Source organism: Nonomuraea wenchangensis (assembly GCF_900111685.1).
GTDB classification, from domain to species: Bacteria; Actinomycetota; Actinomycetes; order Streptosporangiales; family Streptosporangiaceae; genus Nonomuraea; species Nonomuraea wenchangensis.
In genome coordinates this window covers 22,105-40,226 of sequence record NZ_FOHX01000013.1, presented here as the reverse complement: position 1 = coordinate 40,226, position 18,122 = coordinate 22,105, and the positions used below count along the sequence as shown (strand labels likewise).

The 18,122-nt window shown below is 74.6% G+C and carries 9 protein-coding genes; 5 read left to right on the top strand and 4 right to left on the bottom strand.

The annotated features are described in order from the left end of the window. From BMW85_RS49870 to BMW85_RS32315, 4 genes are all read left to right on the top strand, one after another. Window positions 1–562: phosphopantetheine-binding protein (locus tag BMW85_RS49870; protein ID WP_177240997.1), on the top strand; the 562-nt coding region annotated here is incomplete at its 5' end. Further along, complete coding sequence (locus BMW85_RS32325; protein WP_177240996.1) at window positions 559–6,912, top strand: non-ribosomal peptide synthetase; 6,354 nt, start codon at window positions 559–561, stop codon at window positions 6,910–6,912. The genes BMW85_RS49870 and BMW85_RS32325, both read left to right, overlap by 4 nt. Beyond that, window positions 6,909–10,859 carry a non-ribosomal peptide synthetase gene (locus BMW85_RS32320; RefSeq protein ID WP_091089106.1) on the top strand — a complete coding sequence of 1,317 codons (3,951 nt, stop codon included), beginning with the start codon at window positions 6,909–6,911 and terminating at the stop codon, window positions 10,857–10,859. Before BMW85_RS32325 ends, BMW85_RS32320 begins: the two co-directional genes overlap by 4 nt. Further along, the gene (locus BMW85_RS32315; protein WP_091089102.1) at window positions 10,837–12,105 is read left to right on the top strand and encodes an MFS transporter; all 1,269 of its coding nucleotides are present in this window, start codon (window positions 10,837–10,839) and stop codon (window positions 12,103–12,105) included. The genes BMW85_RS32320 and BMW85_RS32315 overlap by 23 nt, the downstream gene beginning before the upstream one ends. 15 nt (window positions 12,106–12,120) lie before the next feature. On the opposite strand, the gene BMW85_RS32310 is transcribed toward BMW85_RS32315, so the two are convergent. The 3 genes from BMW85_RS32310 to BMW85_RS32300 form a co-directional block, all read right to left on the bottom strand. Continuing rightward, complete coding sequence (locus tag BMW85_RS32310; RefSeq protein WP_091089100.1) at window positions 12,121–13,158, bottom strand: LLM class F420-dependent oxidoreductase; 1,038 nt, start codon at window positions 13,156–13,158, stop codon at window positions 12,121–12,123. 69 nt (window positions 13,159–13,227) lie between these two features. Further along, a complete protein-coding gene (locus BMW85_RS32305) occupies window positions 13,228–13,686 on the bottom strand; it encodes a hypothetical protein (protein WP_091089098.1) in 459 nt (152 codons plus the stop codon). 103 nt (window positions 13,687–13,789) lie between these two features. After that, window positions 13,790–14,779, bottom strand: coding sequence for a BtrH N-terminal domain-containing protein (locus BMW85_RS32300; RefSeq protein WP_091089095.1), 990 nt, complete (start codon window positions 14,777–14,779; stop codon window positions 13,790–13,792). Between the two features lie 75 nt (window positions 14,780–14,854). Between BMW85_RS32300 and BMW85_RS32295 the strand changes: the two genes are divergently transcribed. Then, entirely contained in the window at window positions 14,855–15,778 is a 924-nt protein-coding gene (locus BMW85_RS32295; protein ID WP_091089092.1) for an NADP-dependent oxidoreductase, read from the top strand. A gap of 73 nt (window positions 15,779–15,851) precedes the next feature. On the opposite strand, the gene secD is transcribed toward BMW85_RS32295, so the two are convergent. After that, on the bottom strand, window positions 15,852–18,119 hold the full coding sequence (gene secD / locus BMW85_RS32290; RefSeq protein ID WP_091089090.1) for a protein translocase subunit SecD: 2,268 nt from the start codon (window positions 18,117–18,119) through the stop codon (window positions 15,852–15,854). Window positions 18,120–18,122: the final 3 nt, after the last annotated feature.

Below are 18,122 nucleotides of genomic sequence, written 5' to 3'. Positions count from 1 at the left end.
CCGCATCGAACCCGACGAGATCGCCGCCGTTCTCACCGAACATCCCGCCGTCCACCGCGCCGTCGTCACCGTACGCGACGACGCACCCGGCGGACACGGGCTCGTCGCGTACACCACCGGCACCACGGACGAAACGGATTTACGCGCCCATCTGCGCGCCCGCCTCCCCGAGGCCATGATCCCCGCCGCCTTCGTCACCCTCACCGAACTCCCCGTCCTCCCCAGCGGCAAGCTCGACCGCAACGCACTCCCCCCACCGCAGGTCACTGCGGAGAGCGGAGGGTTCGTGGCGCCGCGCACGCCGATGGAGGAGACGTTGGCCGGCATCTGGGCCGAGCTGCTCGGGCGGGAGCGGGTCGGGGTGGCGGACGACTTCTTCGCGCTGGGCGGTCACTCGCTGCTCGTGGTGCGGCTCATCGGGCGGATCGACGCGGCGTTCGGGGTGGAGCTGCCGCTGCGGCGCTGCTTCGACGCGACGACCGTCGAGGAGCAGGCGCTGGCGGTGCTCGAAGAAGGGCTGAGCGAGGCCGGCCTGCTGGAACTGCTGGAGGAGGAGCGGTGAGCGACGGGAACGGGGTACGGGCGCGGCTGGCCGGGCTCAGCCCGGAACAGCGCGCCGCGCTGGAGGCCCGCCTCACGCGCGCCCGCGCGGGAAGGCGGCCCGGCCCGGAGACCGAGGCCCCTGCCGGGTCGCCGGGGGACGGGGAGCTGTCGGACGCGCAGCGGCGGCTCTGGGTGGTCGATCAGCTCGATCCGGGCAATCCGGCCTACACCCTGTCGTGGGCGTACCGGATCGCAGGCGACCTGGACGCCGCCGCGCTGGCGGCGGCGTTCGACGCGCTCGTGGACCGGCACCCGATGCTGGCTCATGTCGTCGAGACCCGCGACGGCGAGCCCCGGCAGGGCCCCGGCCAGGTGCGGCCCGTGCTGCGGGTCGAGGAGATGTCCGCCGCCGAGGCCGACGCCGCCGCCCGCGAGGAGGCCCGCTTCGCCTTCGACCTGGGCGCCGGTCCGCTGACCCGGGCCCGGCTGCTGCGCGTCGCCCCCGGCGAGCACCGGCTGGTCCTGACCCTGCACCACATCCTGGCCGACCGCTGGTCGGTGGCGATCCTGTTCCGCGACCTGTTCCGGCTCTACAGCGGCGAGCCGATGCCGCCGCCGCCCGCGCCGTACGCCGGTTACGTGGCCTGGCAGCGCGACCGCCCGTCGCGGGAGCGGGACCTGGCCTACTGGCGGGCGGCGCTCGACGGCCTGCCCGACGCGCTCGACCTGCCCGCCGACCGGCCGCGCCCGCCGATGCAGTCGAACCGGGGCCGCCGCCTGCTGTTCGAGCTGGACGCCGGGCTCACCGCCGGCCTGCGCGCCCTGGCCGCCCGGCAGCGCGCCACGCCGTTCATGGTGCTGCTCGCCGGCCTGCAGGCGCTGCTCGCCCGCTACACCGGGCAGCCCGACATCCCGATCGGCACGCCGGTCTCCACCCGGCCGCACACCTCCCTGGACGAGACGGTCGGTCTGTTCCTCAACACGGTGGTGCTGCGCGGCGACCTGTCCGGCGACCCGGCCTTCACCGAGCTGGTACGCCGCGCCAGGGAGCGGACGCTGGGCGCGTTCGACCACGCGGGGCTGCCGTTCGAGACGCTGGTGGAGGAGCTGTCGAGCGGCCGTGACCTGTCCCGCAACCCGCTCTTCCAGGTCATGCTCGCCTATCAGAACACGCCCGCGCCGCCGGGCGAACTGCCCGGCCTGCGCCTGGAACGCCTGGACGTGCGGCCCGGCACCGCCATGTTCGACCTGGACCTGATCGTGGAGGAGCGCCGGGACGGCTCGCTGCTGTGCGTGCTCGACTACGCGACCGACCTGTTCGACGACGACCGGGCCCGCCGCCTGGCCGCGCACCTGCGCACGCTGCTGGGGGCCGCCGTCGCCACGCCGGACCTGCGGCTGTCGGAGCTGCCGCTCATGGACGCGGCCGAGCTCCACGACACCCTGCACGCCTGGAACGGCGCCGCGGCCCCCTACCCGGAGCGCGGCATCCACCACCTGGTCGCCGAGCAGGCCGCCCGCACGCCCGGCGGCTGCGCCGTCGAGGGCGCGGACGGCGCCGTCCTCACCTACGCGGAGCTGGAGTCCCGCGCGGACGGCCTGGCCGCCGAGCTGCGGGCGCTCGGCGTCGGCCGGGAGACGCGGGTCGGCGTGTGCCTGCCGCGCGATCCGGACCTGGTGGTGGCGCTGCTGGCCGTGCTGAAGGCGGGCGGCTGCTACGTCCCGCTGGATCCCGGGTATCCTCCGGGCCGGCTGGAGGAGCTTGTCGCCGACTCCGGCGCGGCCCTGGTGGTCACCGTCGCCGCGCTCCGCGACCGCCTGCCGGCCGCCGCGCGGGTCCTCCTCCTCGACCAGGCGACCTGGGGAACCGGCGCGGTGGACGAGCCGGGCTTTCATCCGGATCAGGCCGCGTACCTCATCTACACCTCGGGGTCCACGGGCCGGGCCAAAGGGGTCGTGGTGCCGCACCGGGGCCTGGTGAGCCTGCTCGGCGACGTGCGCGAGCGGCCCGGGCTGACGCCGGGCGCGCGGTTCCTGTTCCTGACGTCGGTGTCGTTCGACATCGCGATGATCGAGATCTTCGGCCCGCTGGTCACCGGCGGGACCGTCGTGCTCGCCTCGGCGGCCGGGGTCGAGCGGGTCCACGAGCTGATCCGGCGCGGCGCGCTGCACACCGTCCAGGCCACGCCGTCGGTCCTGGAGGGGCTGCTGCCCGCACTCGCCCACGGGGTGCCGCGGGTGATCAGCACGGGCGAGGCGCTTCCCGGGCCGCTCGCCGACCGCCTGCTCGGCGTCGCCGGCGAGGTGTGGGATCTGTACGGTCCCACCGAGACCACCGTGTGGTCCACCAGGCGGCGGGTCACCGACGGGCGGGGCGGCTCGGTCGGCCGGCCGGTCGCCAACACCACGGCGTACGTGGTGGACCGGAAGCTGCGACCGGTGCCGGTCGGCGTGCCCGGCGAGCTGCTGCTCGGCGGAGCCGGAGTCACCCGCGGCTACCACCGGCGGGCCGCGCTCACCGCCGAACGGTTCGTCCCCGACCCGTTCGGGGCGCCCGGCGGACGGCTCTACCGCACCGGCGACCTGGTCCGTTGTCACGCGGACGGTCATCTGGAGTATCTGGGACGGCTCGACCACCAGGTCAAGATCCGCGGTGTCCGCATCGAACCCGACGAGATCGCCGCCGTTCTCACCGAACATCCCGCCGTCCACCGCGCCGTCGTCACCGTACGCGACGACGCACCCGGCGGACGCGCACTCGTCGCCTACACCACCGGCACCACCGACGAAACGGATCTACGCGCCCACCTGCGCGCCCGCCTCCCCGACGCCATGATCCCCGCCGCCTTCGTCACCCTCACCGAACTCCCCGTCCTGCCCAGCGGCAAGCTCGACCGCAACGCACTCCCCCCACCGCAGGCCACGACGGAGAGCGGAGGGCCCGTGGCGCCGCGCACGCCGGGTGAGCGGGTTCTGCACGGCGTATGGGCCGAGTTGCTCGGCCGCGACGACTTCGGGGTGGAGGACGACTTCTTCGCTCTGGGTGGTCACTCGCTGCTGGCCATGCGGCTGGTGGTGCGGCTGCGGGAGGCGTACGGAGCCGAGGTGACGCTGCGGCGCTGCTTCGCGACCCCGACCGTCGCGGCCCTCGCCCCGCTCCTGGGCGACGCGGGCGGCGGCGTGGGAGGCAGGGCGGAGCCGATTCCGCCCGCGCCCGCCGGGCCGGTGCGGCCCTCGCACGCGCAGGCCCGCCTGTGGTTCCTCGACCAGCTCGACCCCGGCAACCCGGCCTACAACGTCGCCTGGGCGGAGCGGCTGACCGGCCCGCTGGACGTGGCGGCGATGACGGCCGCGTTCGACGACCTGGTGAACCGGCACGACGCCCTGCGCCTGGTCATCGCGGACGAGGACGGCGAGCCCGTCCTGCGCGAGGGCGACCGCAGGCCACGGCTGGCCGTGCGGGCGGGCGCGGACGTGGGCAGGCAGGAGGCGCGGTACCGCTTCGACCTGGCGGCCGGGCCCCTGGCGCGGGCCGCGCTGGTCCGGCGCGGCGCGCAGGAGCACGAGCTGTACCTCACCCTGCACCACGTCGTCGCCGACCGGTGGAGCCTGTCGATCCTGCTGCGCGACCTGATGGAGCTCTACCGGGCCCGGGTCACCGGCTCACCGGCGGAGCTGCCGGCGTTGCCCGCCCGCTACCGGGACTTCGCCGCCTGGCACCGGGCGCGGGTCGCCGAGCGGTCGGCGGACCTGGCGTACTGGAAGGACGCGCTCGACGGGCTGCCCGGCGGCCTGGACCTGCCCGCGGACCGGCACCGCCAGGGGCGGGCGAGCGGGGACGGGCGGCGGCTGACGTTCCGGATCGACGCCGGGACGACGGCGGCGGCGCACGCCCTGGCGCTGGAGCGGGGGGTGACGCCGTTCATGGTGGTGCTGGCCGCGTTCCAGGCGGTGCTGGCCCGCTACACCGGGCGGACCGACATCCCCGTCGGCACGCCGGTCTCCGGCCGGTCGCACCCGGACGTGGAGGAACTGGCCGGGCTCCTGCTCAACACGCTGGTGCTGCGCGGCGACCTGTCCGGCGCGCCGAGCTTCGCCGAGCTGCTGGCGCGGGTGCGCGAGCGGGTGCTGGACGGGCAGGAGCACGCCGAGTTGCCGTTCGAGGTGCTGGTGCAGGAGCTGGCCGAGGAGCGTGACCTGGCGCGCAACCCGCTGTTCCAGGTGATGCTCGCCTACCAGAACGTGCCGCCCGCGCCGCCGGACGTCGCCGGGATCGCCTTGCGCACCCTCGACGTCGATCCGGGGGTGACGCAGGCGGACCTGCACCTGGTCATCGAGGAGGCCGGCGACCGGCTCACGGGCGTGCTGCACTACGCGACCGACCTGTTCGACCACGACCGGATGGAGCGCTTCGCCGACCACTTCCGGGCGCTGCTCGCCGCCGCGCTCGCCGAGCCGGACCGGCCGGTCGCCGACCTGCCGCTGCTCACCCCGGCCGAGCTGGAGCTGGTCCGCCGGGCCAACGACACCGGCGCGCCCGTCCCTGACGCGACCCTGCCCGAGCTGCTGGCCGCGCAGGCCGCCCGCACCCCCGACGCGCCGGCCCTCGGCTGCGACGGCGTCTGGATGACCTACGAGGAGTTCGCCGGCCGGGTGAACCGCCTGGCCAGGCGGCTGCGGGCGCTCGGGGCGGGCCCCGGGGAGGTCGTCGGGGTGTGCCTGGAGCGCGGGGCGGACCTGGTCGTCGCCGTGCACGCGGTGGTCGCGGCCGGGGCGGCGTACCTGCCGCTGGAGCCGGACCATCCGGCCGGGCGGCTGGCGGGCATGCTGGCCGACGCGGGCGCGCGGCTGACCGTCACGACCGGCACCTTCGCCCACCGGCTGCCGGCCCCGGCGGTGCTGCTCGACCGGGACGCCGGGGCGATCGCCGCCGAGGACGGCGGGCCGCTCGGCGTCCGGCCGCATCCGGACGACCTGGCGTACGTGATCTTCACCTCGGGTTCCACGGGCCGGCCCAAGGGCGTCGGCGTGTCCCACCAGGCGATCGTCAACCGGCTGCGCTGGATGCAGGACGCCTTCCTGCTCACCGGGGACGACCGGGTGGCGTTCAAGACGCCGTACTCGTTCGACGTGTCGGTGTGGGAGCTGTTCTGGCCACTGATGACGGGGGCGGGGCTGGTGGTCGCCCGGCCCGGCGGGCACGCCGACCCCGCCTATCTGGCGGACCTGCTGGAGCGGGAGTCGGTCAGCACGGTGCACTTCGTGCCGTCGATGCTGGACGCCTTCCTCGCCGAGCCCGGCCTGGGCGCGCGGCTCGGCGCGCTGCGCACCGTGGTCTGCTCGGGCGAGGCGCTGGGCTCCGGCCTGGCCGCCCGCTTCGCCGCCGCGTTGCCCGGTGCTTCCCTGCACAACCTGTACGGGCCGACGGAGGCGGCCGTGGACGTCACCTGGCATCCGTACGAGCCGGGCGAGCCGACGGTCCCGATCGGGCGGCCGGTGCCGAACACCCGGCTGGAGATCCTCGACGACCGCATGAACCGGGTCCCCGTCGGGGTGCCCGGCACCCTGTGGATCGGCGGCGTGCAGCTCGCCCGCGGCTACGTCGGCCGCCCCGCGCTGACCGCCGAGCGATTCGTCCCCGACCCGTACGGCCCGCCGGGCGGGCGGCTGTACGACACCGGCGACCTGGCCAGGTGGCGGCCCGACGGCGAGATCGAGTACCTCGGCCGCGCCGACCACCAGGTGAAGATCCGCGGCATGCGGGTCGAGCTCGGCGAGATCGAGGCGGCGCTGACGGCCCTGCCGGGCGTGCGCGCCGCCGCCGTCCGCGCCGTCGCCGACGCCGCCGGGCTGCGCCTGGCCGGCTACGTGGTCCCCGCCGACCCGGCCGATCCCGGCGGCGGATGGGAGCGGCTGCTGCGGGACACCCTGCCCGACCACCTGATCCCGAGGACGTGGACGGTGCTCGCCGAGCTGCCGCTCAACCGCAGCGGCAAGCTCGACAGGAACGCGCTCCCCGACCCGCGCGCCGCCGGGTCCGCCGGGCACGCCGAGCCCGAGGGCGCGGCCGAGCTGGCGGTCGCCGCCGCCTGGCGCGGCGTGCTCGGGCTGGAGCGGGTCTCGGCCCACGACAACTTCTTTGCCGTCGGCGGCGACTCCATCCGCAGCCTCAAGGTGGTCGCCCGCCTGCGCGAGGCCGGTTACGCGGTCCGGCTGGAGCAGCTGTTCCGCCACCAGACCGTCAGGGAGCTGGCCGGGCGGCTGCGCGCCGCGCCGGCCGTCGAGCCCGCGCAAACCCCACCGGAGCGGCCGTTCGGCCTGCTCAACCCCGAGGACCTGGCACGACTGCTGGAAGGCGAGGCGCGATGACCGTGACGACGGGAGCCGCGCGCGGACTGGAGGACGCCTACCCTCTGGCCGCGCTGCAGGCGGGGATGCTCTACCACAGCGCGTACGAGCCGGACGCAGCCACCTACCACGACCTGACCACGATCACGCTGCGCGGCCCGTTCGACGCCGGGGCGTTCCGCGCGGCGCTGGCCGAGGTGACCGCCCGCCATCCCGTGCTGCGCACCTCGTTCGACCTGACCGGGTTCAGCGAGCCGCTGCAGCTCGTGCACCGCGCGGCCACGCTGCCGCTGGAGGTGACGGACCTGTCCGGCGACCCGGAGGCCGGGCGGCGGCTGGCGGCGTGGTCGGAGGCGGAGAAGCGGCGGCCGTTCGACTGGGCGTCGCCGCCGCTGGCCCGCGCGCACGTGCACGTGCTGGGGGCGGAGCTGTTCGCGTTCAGCCTGAGCTTCCACCACGCCATCCTGGACGGGTGGAGCGTGGCGGCCCTGGTCACCGAGCTGCTGCGGCGCTACCACGGGCACCTGACCGGCGCGCCGCTGCCGGTCGCCCCGCCCGGCGCGGCCTTCCGCGAGCTGGTGGCCGCCGAGCGGGCCGCCGTGGCCGCGCCGGAGACGCGCGCGTTCTGGCGGGAGCGGGTGGCCGACGCGCCGGACACGCGGCTGCCACGCCTGCCGCTTTTGCCGGGCCCGCACGGCCCGCACGGCTCGCAGGGCCCGCACGGTTCGCACGGCCCGCACGGCGAGCCGGGGGCCGAGGTGCTGCGGGTGCCGCTGCCGGCGGAGCTGCTGGAGCGGCTCGGCGCGGCGGCCAGGGAGCTGGCGGTGCCGCTGCGCACCCTGCTGCTGGCCGCCCACCTGCGGGTGCTCGCGCTGGTGACGGGCGCGAGCGAGGTGATGACCGGCCTGGTCACGCACAGCCGGCCGGAGCGCGAGGCCGGCGAGGAGGTGCTGGGGCTGTTCCTCAACACCGTGCCGCTGCGCCTGGACGTGACCGCGCCGACGTGGGCGGCGCTGGCGCGGGAGGTGTTCGAGGCGGAGGTGGCGCTGCTGCCGCACCGGCGCTACCCGCTGTTCGAGATCCAGCGGGACGCGGGCCGGTCCCCGCTGCTGGACGTGCTGTTCGACTTCCGCGACTTCCACGTCTACCAGGACCTGCCGGGGGCGGGTCCCAAGGTCGAGCCCAAGGTTGAGATCGTGGGGCAGGACTTCTTCGAGCAGACCGACGTGCCGTTCGCCGCCGCGTTCAGCCGCTCGCGCGAGCACGGCGGCTTCGACCTGACCCTCACCTACGACCGGGGTCAGTTCGGGGCCGGGCAGATCGCGCGGATCGGCGAGCACTACCTGGCCGCGCTCGGCCAGGCCGCCGATCCGGCGGCGGATCCGCGGCCCGCCGAGCCTTACCTGGACCGCGACGCCGCCGCGATCGACGGCTGGAACGCCACCGCCCGCGACTGGCCGGAGGCGACGCTGCACGAGCTGATCGGCGAGCAGGCCGCGCGCACCCCCGACGCGCCCGCCGTCTGCTACGACGGCGAGTGGATCACCTACCGCGAGCTGGCCGCGCGGGCCGGGGCCGTCGCCGCGCGGCTGGCGGCGGCCGGGGTCCGGCCCGGCGACGTCGTCGGCGTGCATCTCGAACGCGGCCCCCTCCTGCTGCCCGCCCTGCTCGGCGTGCTCGGGGCAGGGGCCGCCTATCTGCCGCTGGAGCCGGGGCTGCCGGCGGAGCGGGTGGCGTACATGATCGAGGACGCGGGGGCGCGCACGGTGCTGAGCGTCGGCGCGGCGGACCTTCCCGAGGGGGTCGCGCTGTCCCTCGACGGCCTCGGGGAGGAGGAGGACCGGCCGCCGGTGCGGGTGCCTCCCGACGCGCTCGCGTACGTGATCTTCACCTCGGGGTCCACCGGCCGGCCCAAGGGCGTCGGCGTGTCCCACCGGGCGATCGTCAACCGGCTGCGCTGGATGCAGGAGGCGTTCGGGCTGGGCGCGGACGAGCGCGTGCTGCACAAGACGCCGCTGTCGTTCGACGTGTCGGTGTGGGAGCTGTTCTGGCCGCTGACGACCGGGGCGGGGCTGGTGGTCGCCGAGCCGGACGCGCACCGCGACGGCGCCAGGCTGGCCGGGCTCGCCGCCGCCCACGGCGTCACCACCATGCACTTCGTGCCGTCCATGCTGGAGCTGTTCCTCGATGAGCCCGAGCTGCCGCCGCTGCGCAGGCTCATCTGCTCAGGCGAGGCCCTGGGCGCGGAGCTAGCCGCGCGCTGCCACGACCGCCTGCCCGGCACCGGGCTGCACAACCTGTACGGGCCCACGGAGGCGGCCGTGGACGTCACCTGGCATCCGTACGAGCCGGGCGAGCCGCTGGTGCCCATCGGCCGGCCCGTCGCCAACACCCGCCTGGAGGTGCTCGGCCCGGACGGCCGGCGGGTCCCCGTCGGCACCCCCGGCGAGCTCTGCCTGGGCGGCGTGCAGCTCGCCCGCGGCTACGTCGGCCGGCCCGCGCTGACCGCCGAACGGTTCGTCCCCGACCCCTACGGCCCGCCCGGCGCCCGCCTCTACCGGACCGGCGACGTGGCCCGCTGGCTGCCCACGGGCGAGGTCCAGTACCTCGGCAGGACCGACTTCCAGGTCAAGATCCGCGGTCAACGGGTCGAGCTCGGCGAGATCGAGGCGCTGCTGGCCGCCGACCCGGCCGTCCGCGCGGCCGTCGTCGTGCTGCGCGGCGACCGGCTCGTCGGGTACGTCGTCCCGGAGGGCGACGAGCCGATCGATCCCGCCCCGGCGCTGCGCAGGCGGCTGCCCGAGCACATGGTCCCCTCCGCCTGGGTACGGCTGGACGCCCTGCCCGTCACCGCCAACGGCAAGCTCGACCGGGCCGCGCTGCCCGATCCCGGCGAGAGCGGGCGGGCGCCGTACCTGCCGCCGCGCGACCCGTTCGAGGCCCGGCTCGGCACGCTGTGGGAGGAGACGCTCGGCGTGGACGCGATCGGCGTGCACGACGACTTCTTCGCCCTCGGCGGCCACTCCCTGCTGGCCTTGCGTCTCACCATGCGGCTGCGCAAGGAGCTGGGCCGCGAGGTCCCCCTGTCGGCGGTGCTCACCGCGCCGACCGTCGCCCTGCTGGCCGCCGAGCTGCGCCGCCCCCAGGACAACGACGGCGCGCCCCGGCGGATCGTGCCGCTGCGGCCCACCGGCGGGCGCGACCCGGTGTTCCTGTTCCACGCGCTCGGCGGGCAGGTCTTCCGATACCTGCCGCTGACCCGGCACCTCGGCCCCGACCAGCCCGTCTACGCGGTGCAGGCGGCCGGGCTGGCCCCCGGTGAGCGGCCGCACGCCACGCTGGCGGAGATGGTGGACGACTACACCGCCCACCTGCTGGAGGTCCGGCCGCATGGGCCGTACGTGCTGGGCGGCTACTGCATCGGCGGCAACATCGCCCTGGAGACCGCGCGCCGGCTGCGCGAGCTGGGCGAGGAGGTGCCGCTCGTCGTCCTGTTCTACTCCGACGCCGGCGAGCCGGTGCTGCGCGCCTCGCTGGAGGACGACGCCGTCCTGCTCACCCACGCCCTGGCCGGCGGCAACGTCCAGGTCGACCTGGACGACCTGCACCGGATGGACCCCGACGAGCGGCTGCTCGCCGTGATCGACGCCGCCTCCCGCGCGGGCACCCTGCAGCCCGACACCGCCGACCTGCGCCAGGCCCGCCGTTTCGTCGAGGTCTTCCGCGCCAACGCGCACGCCGTCGGCCACTACCGGCACGCCCCCTACGACGGGGACGTGCTGCTGTTCTCGCCCGCCGCCGAGGGCGTGCCACCCGACGACATGGGCTGGCGGGACGTCGTCACCGGCCGCCTGCGCATCTCGCCCATCCACGGCGAGCGCTTCACCGTCATGTACGAGCCCCGGGTCGCCCTGGCGGCCGCCGAGCTGAGGAGCAGCATCGACAATGGCCTCACCCCCCACGACTGAGCCCGCCACCCTGTGGCGCGACCGCGACTTCCTCAAGCTGTGGAGCGGCGAGAGCCTGTCGCTGGTCGGCTCGCAGGTGACCGTGCTCGCCATGCCGGTCGTCGCCTACCTGTGGCTGCACGCCTCCGTCGCCGAGATGGGCGTGCTCGGCGCGCTGGCCAGGCTGCCGATGGTGCTGTTCTTCGTCGTCGGCGTCTGGGTGGACCGGATGCGGCGGCGGCCGGTGCTCATCTGGAGCGACGTCGTCCGGGCGTTCATGCTGGCCACGGTGCCGGTGCTGTTCGTCATGGACCTGCTGACGCTGTGGTGGCTGTACGTCGTCGTGTTCGTCATGGGCGTCTTCGGGGTGCTGTTCGAGATCGCCTACCGGTCGTACCTGCCGGCGCTGGTGGCTCCCGAGCACCTCGGTGACGGCAACAGCAAGCTGCAGCTCAGCGACTCGGTGTCCAAGGCGGTCGGGCCGAGCCTCGCCGGGTTCCTCATCGCCACCCGGTCGGCGCCGCTGGTCATCATCGTGGACGCGGTCAGCTACGTCCTGTCGGCGCTGTTCCTGGTCTCCATCCGCAAGCGCGAGGACCCGCCGCCGCCCGACGACGGCGGCTCCATGATCGCGGCCATCCGGGCCGGGTTCGGCTGGGTGATGGCCCATCCGGTGGTCCGGCCGCTCGCCATCGCCAGCGCCGTCTACTCCTTCTTCGACATCGGCATCCTGCAGACGCTGCTCATCCCGTACGTGATCGAGGGCCCCGGCGTGCCGGCCGGCTGGGTCGGCGGGGTGCTCGCCGTCGGCGGGATCGGGGCCATCGCCGGGGCGTGGCTGTCGGTGCGGCTGATGAAGCGGGCCGGGCCCGGGCCCACCATGTTCTGGTCCACGGTGATCGGCAACAGCGCGCTCATCCTGGTGCCGCTCGCGGGCGGGCCGCTCTGGCTGGCGATCGGCGTGCTGGCCTTCTCCCAGTTGCTCGTCGGGCTGTGCACGCAGATATTCGTGGTGAACAACATCACCGTGCTGCAGTCGGCGACGCCGCGCGAGCTGGTCGGGCGGGTCATCGCCACCATCTGGGCGATGGGGCTGGTGCCCGCGCCGCTCGGCGCGCTGGTGGCCGGGCTGCTGGGCGAGGCCGTGGGGATGCGGCCGGTGGTGCTGGCCGCCGCGCTGATCGGCGCGATCGTGCCGATGATCGTGCTGGCGCTGTCGCCGATCCCGCGCATGAAGGAGATGCCGCAGGCCCCTGCGGCGGCGTGAGGCCGGCCGCCGGGTTCAGGAGTTGAGCTCGGCCAGCCAGCCGAGCTGGTCGACGCGGTCGTCCACGGTGGGCGCGTTCAGGCCGACGATCAGCCTGGTCGCGCCCGCCTTGCGGTAGTCCTCCAGCCGCTCGCGCACCCGCGCGGGCGTCCCGCACAACGTCAGTGCGTCGACCAGGTCGTCCGGGACCTCCTCCATCGCCTCGCCGAGATCGCCGTCGAGGTAGGCGTCGCGCACGCGGGCCGCCGCCGGACCGAACCCGAGGCGGTGCGCGAGCCGGTTGTAGAAGTTGACCTGCCGGGTGCCCATGCCGCCGAGGTAGAGCGCGAGCATCGGGCGGACCAGGTCGCGGGCGTAGTCGGCGTCGTCGTCGACCATGGCCATGACCATCGGCGAGACCTCCACCCTGGAGGCGTCCCGGCCGGCGCGGGCCGCTCCGGCGCGCAGGTGCTCCATCGTCTCGGCGAGGTGCTCGGGCGGGAAGTGGATGGGCAGCCAGCCGTCGGCGATCTCCCCGGCCAGCGCGACCGCCTTCGGCCCCATGGCGGCCAGATGGACGGGCAGCGGCTGCCGGACGGGCGAGACCGTCATGCTCAGCGCCTTGCCCCTGCTGTCCGGCAGCGGCAGCACGATCTCCGGGCCCGCGTGCTCGACCGGGCGGCCCGCGAGCGCGGTGCGTACGACGGCCACGTAGTCGCGCAGATGGGCCAGGGGCCGCTCGTAGCGCTGGCCGTGCCACCCCTCTGCGACCTGCGGTCCCGACGCGCCGAGCCCGAGCAGGAACCGGCCGCCCGAGACCCGGTCGACCGTGGTCGCGGCCATCGCCGCCGCGATCGCGGTACGGCCCGTCACCTGGAGCACGCCGGTGCCGAGGCCGATGCGCTCGGTGCCGGCCGCCAGCCAGGCCATCGTGGTGACCGGGTCGACGCCGTAGCCCTCCGACGCCCACACCGAGTCGTAACCGAGCCGCTCGGCCTCGCGTACCAGCGTGAGCTGGGCGTCGTGGCCGGCCGCCACGGGGCCGAGGGTGCCGATGCTGAATCCGAGCCGCACTGCCGCCTCCTCCTGCGCCGATCTTGCTCTACTCTCCCGCAGAAGCGGCGCCGGGGCCAGGGCCGCCCGTCAGACGCCGGCGGTGCGTGCCGCGCAGCGCATGGTCCTGCCCTTCCTCACGAGCGTGGAGTCGACGGCGAGATAGAGCTTCTTCCTGGCCGGGACGACCTTGACGTCGGGGATGAGGTCGTAGGAGGCGGTGGAGTAGGCACGCTTCTCGTGGAGCGTCTCCTCGTAGACCTTCCGGTCCTTGCCCGGCCGTTCCACCATCAGGCGGAGGTACGCGGTCTTCAGGTGGATCGGCGCCGAGGAGATCCATCGGAAGATGATGTCGGAGACGCGGTGATATCCGCCGGACGTCCGGTACTTGAGCTCGATCTCCGCCTCCTGACCGTCGCGCATCGTACAGCTCGCCTTGACGTGCCGCACCGGAACAGCAGCGGTGGCGTGCGCGGCGGAGGACAGCAGGACGAGCGACAGACCGGCCCCGCTGAGCATGGCCGCGGCCTTCCCGACGACAGGCGCCATTTCGTTCCCTTCAGGTGGCTTCGTGTCTCGGGTCAAGGGTGAGGCGGGGACGTTGAGGATCAGTTGAGGATCTGTCGACACAGCGCACGGGCGGGCCACGGGCTCAGCGGCCGGCCTGTGACAGGGCCTTCATCGCGTCGTGCTCGATGCGGGCGAGGTCGCGCAGGAGCGTGGCGGCCTGCTCCAGTGGCGCGGGGTCGCCGCTCTCCCCCGCCTTGGTGATCAGCGCGGCCACGTCCGTCCATAGGCCGGCGGCCGAGGCGTAGAGTTCGTGCCCGGTGCGGAGGCGGTCGTCGTCGATCAGCAGGACGCACTCGCCCAGGAAGTCGCGGTAGAGGGCGCGGAACAGCGCCCCGCCGGTGCCGGCCTCCTCCATGAGCAGGGCGGCGCGCGGGAGGTCCTGCCGCGGGTCGGCGGCGCGCCGCAGCCAGCCGGGCAGCCGCTCGGCGGTCTTGGCGATGCCGCGGTGGCCCAGGTTCGCGATGGGGGCGGCGAGGAAGGCGTCCGCGCACTGCCTGACGGCGGGGAGGATCTGGTCCTGCCAGCGTGGGGGACGCGACGGCAGGGCGAGGGTGAAGGAGCGGTTCCTGGCGGTCATCGGGCCGCGTTCGGCCCGCGCCCGCGCCAGGCTCTCCCTGCTGGTACGCACCGCGCCCCCCTGCTGACCGGTGTCCACCAGGCAGACGTCGTGCTCGTCGTAGCCGTACATGGCGACGACGTGGCCGCCGAAGTGCACCTTCGTCCGGAAGTAGTCCAGGTGGTAGGAGTCGAGCTGGAGGCCGACCGGCCGGCCCGCGTCGACGGCGGCCGCCGCGTTCTCCCACGCCTTGCGCGGCGAGGTGGTCTCCTTGACCTCCAGGGCCAGCCCCAGCCTGGCGGCCAGGTTCCTGGTGAGTTCGAACGGTTTCACCCGGCCCGCGAGGAACGGGAACGGCATGCCCTTGCCGTCCCAGTAGAGGAAGGACAGGCCGGAGCCGAGCCCGAACAGCATCGGCTCGGTCAGGTCGAGTCCTTCGTGCCGCAGCAACACCCCGAGCGTCGTCGTCTCGCAGTGGTGCGTGCCACGGGCTTCGATGTCCTGCAGGATGGTCATGTCCCTCCTTGGTTCAGCGGTAGCTTGGGGCCTCCCACGGGGGGAGAGTCCAGCCGCCGTCCGGAGGGAGGATCCATGCGGGCCATCACCGTACGTGACCATTCGGCCGGTGCGGCGGGGCTCCGGCTCACGGAGGAGCCCTATCCGCACGCCGCCGAGAACGACGTCATCGTACGCGTGCACGCCGCCGGGTTCACCCGGGGCGAGCTCGACTGGCCGGCGACGTGGTGCGACCGGGCGGGCCGCGACCGCACACCGAGCGTGCCGGGGCACGACGTGTCCGGCGTCGTGGCCGAGCTGGGCTACGGCACGACGGGGCTGACGGTCGGCCAGCGGGTGTTCGGGCTGACGGACTGGGCGCGCAACGGCTCGCTGGCGGAGTACGTCGCCGTGGAGGCCCGCAATCTCGCGCCGCTGCCCGCGGACGTCGAGCACACCGTGGCCGCCACGCTGCCGGTGTCGGGGCTGACCGCCTGGCAGGCGCTGTTCGAGCACGCGCGCCTGGCCGCGGGCCAGACCGTCGTCGTCCACGGCGCCGCGGGCGCGGTCGGCTCCCTCGCGGTGCAGCTCGCGCGCGAGGTGGGCGCGCGGGTGGTCGGCACCGGCAGGGCCGGCGACGGGGATCTCGTCCGCCGGCTCGGCGCCCACGCCTTCGTCGATCTGGACGGCGGTTCCCTGGACGAGGCCGGACCGGCCGACGTGGTGTTCGACGTGATCGGCGGCGACGTGCTGGACCGTTCGGCCGCGCTGGTGCGTCCCGGCGGCACGCTCGTCACGATCGCCCGCCCGCCCACGGTGCGGCCGGAGGACGGCCGGGCGATCTTCTTCGTCGTCGAACCGGACCGGGCGCGGCTCGCGGACCTGGCCGAGCGGGTGCGGGACGGGCGGCTCAGCCCGGTCGTCGGAGCCGTCCACACGCTCGCCGAGGTGCCCGGTGTCTTCGCTCCCGGGCGGCGGGTCCACGGCAGGACGATCATCCAGGTGGTGGAGGGCGGGTAGCCGTTCCCGGCATGCCGGTGGGAAAGGGGAAGCCGCGCCGCCACAGGCGGCGCGGCTTCCGGTTACGGGACCACTACAGGACGGCGCCCGTGCCCTCGCGCCGGCGGGTACGCGGCGCGGGCGGCTGGGGCGGGGGCTGCTTGCTGAAGCGTTCGAACTCGATCGCGAGCGGCCCGGCCACCAGGGACGACGACGCCGTCCCGACCACGATGCCCACGATGAGCGCGATGGCGAAGTCCCGCAGCGTGTCGCCGCCGAAGAAGGCCAGCGCGAGGAGGATGAACAGCGCGCCGAGCCCGGTGTTGACGGTACGCGGCACGGTCTGCAGGATCGCCGTGTTGACGATGCCGGCGAAGCGGGCCTGCCGCTTGCCCTGCCACAGCTCCCGGACCCGGTCGAAGACCACCACCTTGTCGTTGATCGAGTAGCCGATGATGGTCAGCATGGCCGCCAGGAAGACCCCGTCGACGGGCTTGCCGAGCCAGGCGAACAGGCCGAGCACGGCGAGGGTGTCCACGACGAGGGCCAGCACCGCGGCGGCGCCGAACGTCCACCGGAACCTGAAGGCCAGGTAGGCGAGCTGGGCCGCGAGCGCCACGCCGAGCGCGATGAGCGCGTTGCGGCGCAGCTCCTCGCCCAGGCTGGGGCCGATGAGCTCGTCACGCTGCTTGGTCACCTCGCCGAAGTGGGACTCCAGCGCCTGCTCGATCGCGACGACGTCGTCCGCGCTGACCTGACCGGCCCGGATCGACACGGCGTCGTCGGAGACGGTGACGCTCGCTCCCGCGTGCCCGGCCTCGGCCACCGCCTGCCGCGCCGCGTCGGCGCCGACCGGCTGGGAGGTGGTGAACTCGACCATCCGGCCGCCGGTGAACTCGATGCCGAAGTTCAGCCCGTGCGCGACGAGACCGGCCACGGCCACGGCGACCAGGAGGGCGGCTCCGGTGAGCCAGCGCCGTCCCGCCTTCATCAGGTTCGGGTCGCGGCGCGTGATCCATGTCCTGACCCGGCCCTGCGTGGTCAGGCCGGACAGCCGGGCCAGCTTCGGGCCGGCCCGGGTGACGAGCAGGTGGGTCAGGACGCGGGTGATGAGCATGGCCGAGATGAGCGAGGCCAGGACGCCGATGGCCAGCGTGACGCCGAAGCCGCGCACCGGACCGGAGGCCAGCCAGAACAGCAGCCCGGCGGCCAGCAGCGTGGTGATGTTGGAGTCGGCGATGGCGCTCCACGCGCCCTTGAAGCCCCGGTCGAGCGCGTGCCGCAGGCCCCGGCGTGGCGCGCGGGCGTACTCCTCGCGGGCCCGTTCGAAGACGAGGACGTTGGCGTCGACCGCCATGCCGATCGCCAGGACGAACCCGGCGAGTCCCGGCAAGGTGAGGGTCGCCCCCAAAGCGAGCAGGGCGGCGTAGGACAGCAGCCCGTAGGCCGCCAGCGCGATCGTCGCCATCAGCCCCGACAGCCGGTACATGGCGACGATGAACAGCGCGGTGAGCAGCACGCCGGCGATGCCCGCCTTGGCGCTGGCCTCGATGGCCTGGGCGCCGAGCGTGGGGCCGACGGTCCGCTGCTCGATCAAGGTCAGCGGGACGGGCAGGGAGCCGCCCTTGATCAGCACGGCCAGGTCGGTGGCTTCCTGGAAGGTGAAGGAGCCGGTGATCTGGGTGGTGCCGCCCGGGATGCCGACCCGGCAGGCGAGACCGGTGTCCACCTGCGGCGAGGAGATGATCTCGTTGTCCAGGACGATGGCGACGCGCCGCCGGGGGTCGCCCGGGGCGTGACAGGCGGCGTCGCCGGTCAGCTTCTGCCAGGCGTCGGCGTCGCGGAAGTCGACGGTGACGAACCAGGCCGGTCCCTGCTGCGGGTCGTTGCGGGCCTCGGCGTCGGTGACGCCGTCGCCGCTGATCACGGCGGGGCCGAGCTGCAGGCGCTGCCCCGACTCGTCGGCCAGGACCGGACCGGAGTCGCCGGTGCGCGGGGCCGGGTCGCCGGCCTCCCCGGACACGGAGTGGAAGGCGAGCTGGGCGGTCTTGCCGATGACGGCGGCGGCCTGGCGCGGGTCGAGCACGCCGGGCAGCTCGACGATGATGCGCCGCTCACCGGAGCGCAGCAGGGTCGGGTCGACCACGCCGAGCGCGTCGGCACGCCGGCGCAGCACGTCGAGGGCGCGGTCGGTGGACTCGCTGTCGGCCTTGGCCGTGGGCGAGTCCTGGGTCTCGAAGACAAGCTGGGTGCCGCCACGCAGGTCCAGGCCGAGTCGTGGCGTGTTCATCACAGTGAGCAGCAATGCGGTGGCGACGAGAATGATCGTCGACACCGCGCGCCAGATCGGCGCGCGTGACATGAA

What these genes read in the sequence shown, in the direction of transcription:
- BMW85_RS32320 (WP_091089106.1), top strand. Translation starts at nt 6,909, where the DNA reads ATGACCGTGACGACGGGAGCCGCGCGCGGACTGGAGGACGCCTACCCT.
- BMW85_RS32315 (WP_091089102.1), top strand. Translation starts at nt 10,837, where the DNA reads ATGGCCTCACCCCCCACGACTGAGCCCGCCACCCTGTGGCGCGACCGC.
- BMW85_RS32305 (WP_091089098.1), bottom strand. Translation starts at nt 13,686, where the DNA reads ATGGCGCCTGTCGTCGGGAAGGCCGCGGCCATGCTCAGCGGGGCCGGT.
- BMW85_RS32300 (WP_091089095.1), bottom strand. Translation starts at nt 14,779, where the DNA reads ATGACCATCCTGCAGGACATCGAAGCCCGTGGCACGCACCACTGCGAG.
- secD (WP_091089090.1), bottom strand. Translation starts at nt 18,119, where the DNA reads ATGTCACGCGCGCCGATCTGGCGCGCGGTGTCGACGATCATTCTCGTC.
- BMW85_RS32295 (WP_091089092.1), top strand. Translation starts at nt 14,855, where the DNA reads ATGCGGGCCATCACCGTACGTGACCATTCGGCCGGTGCGGCGGGGCTC.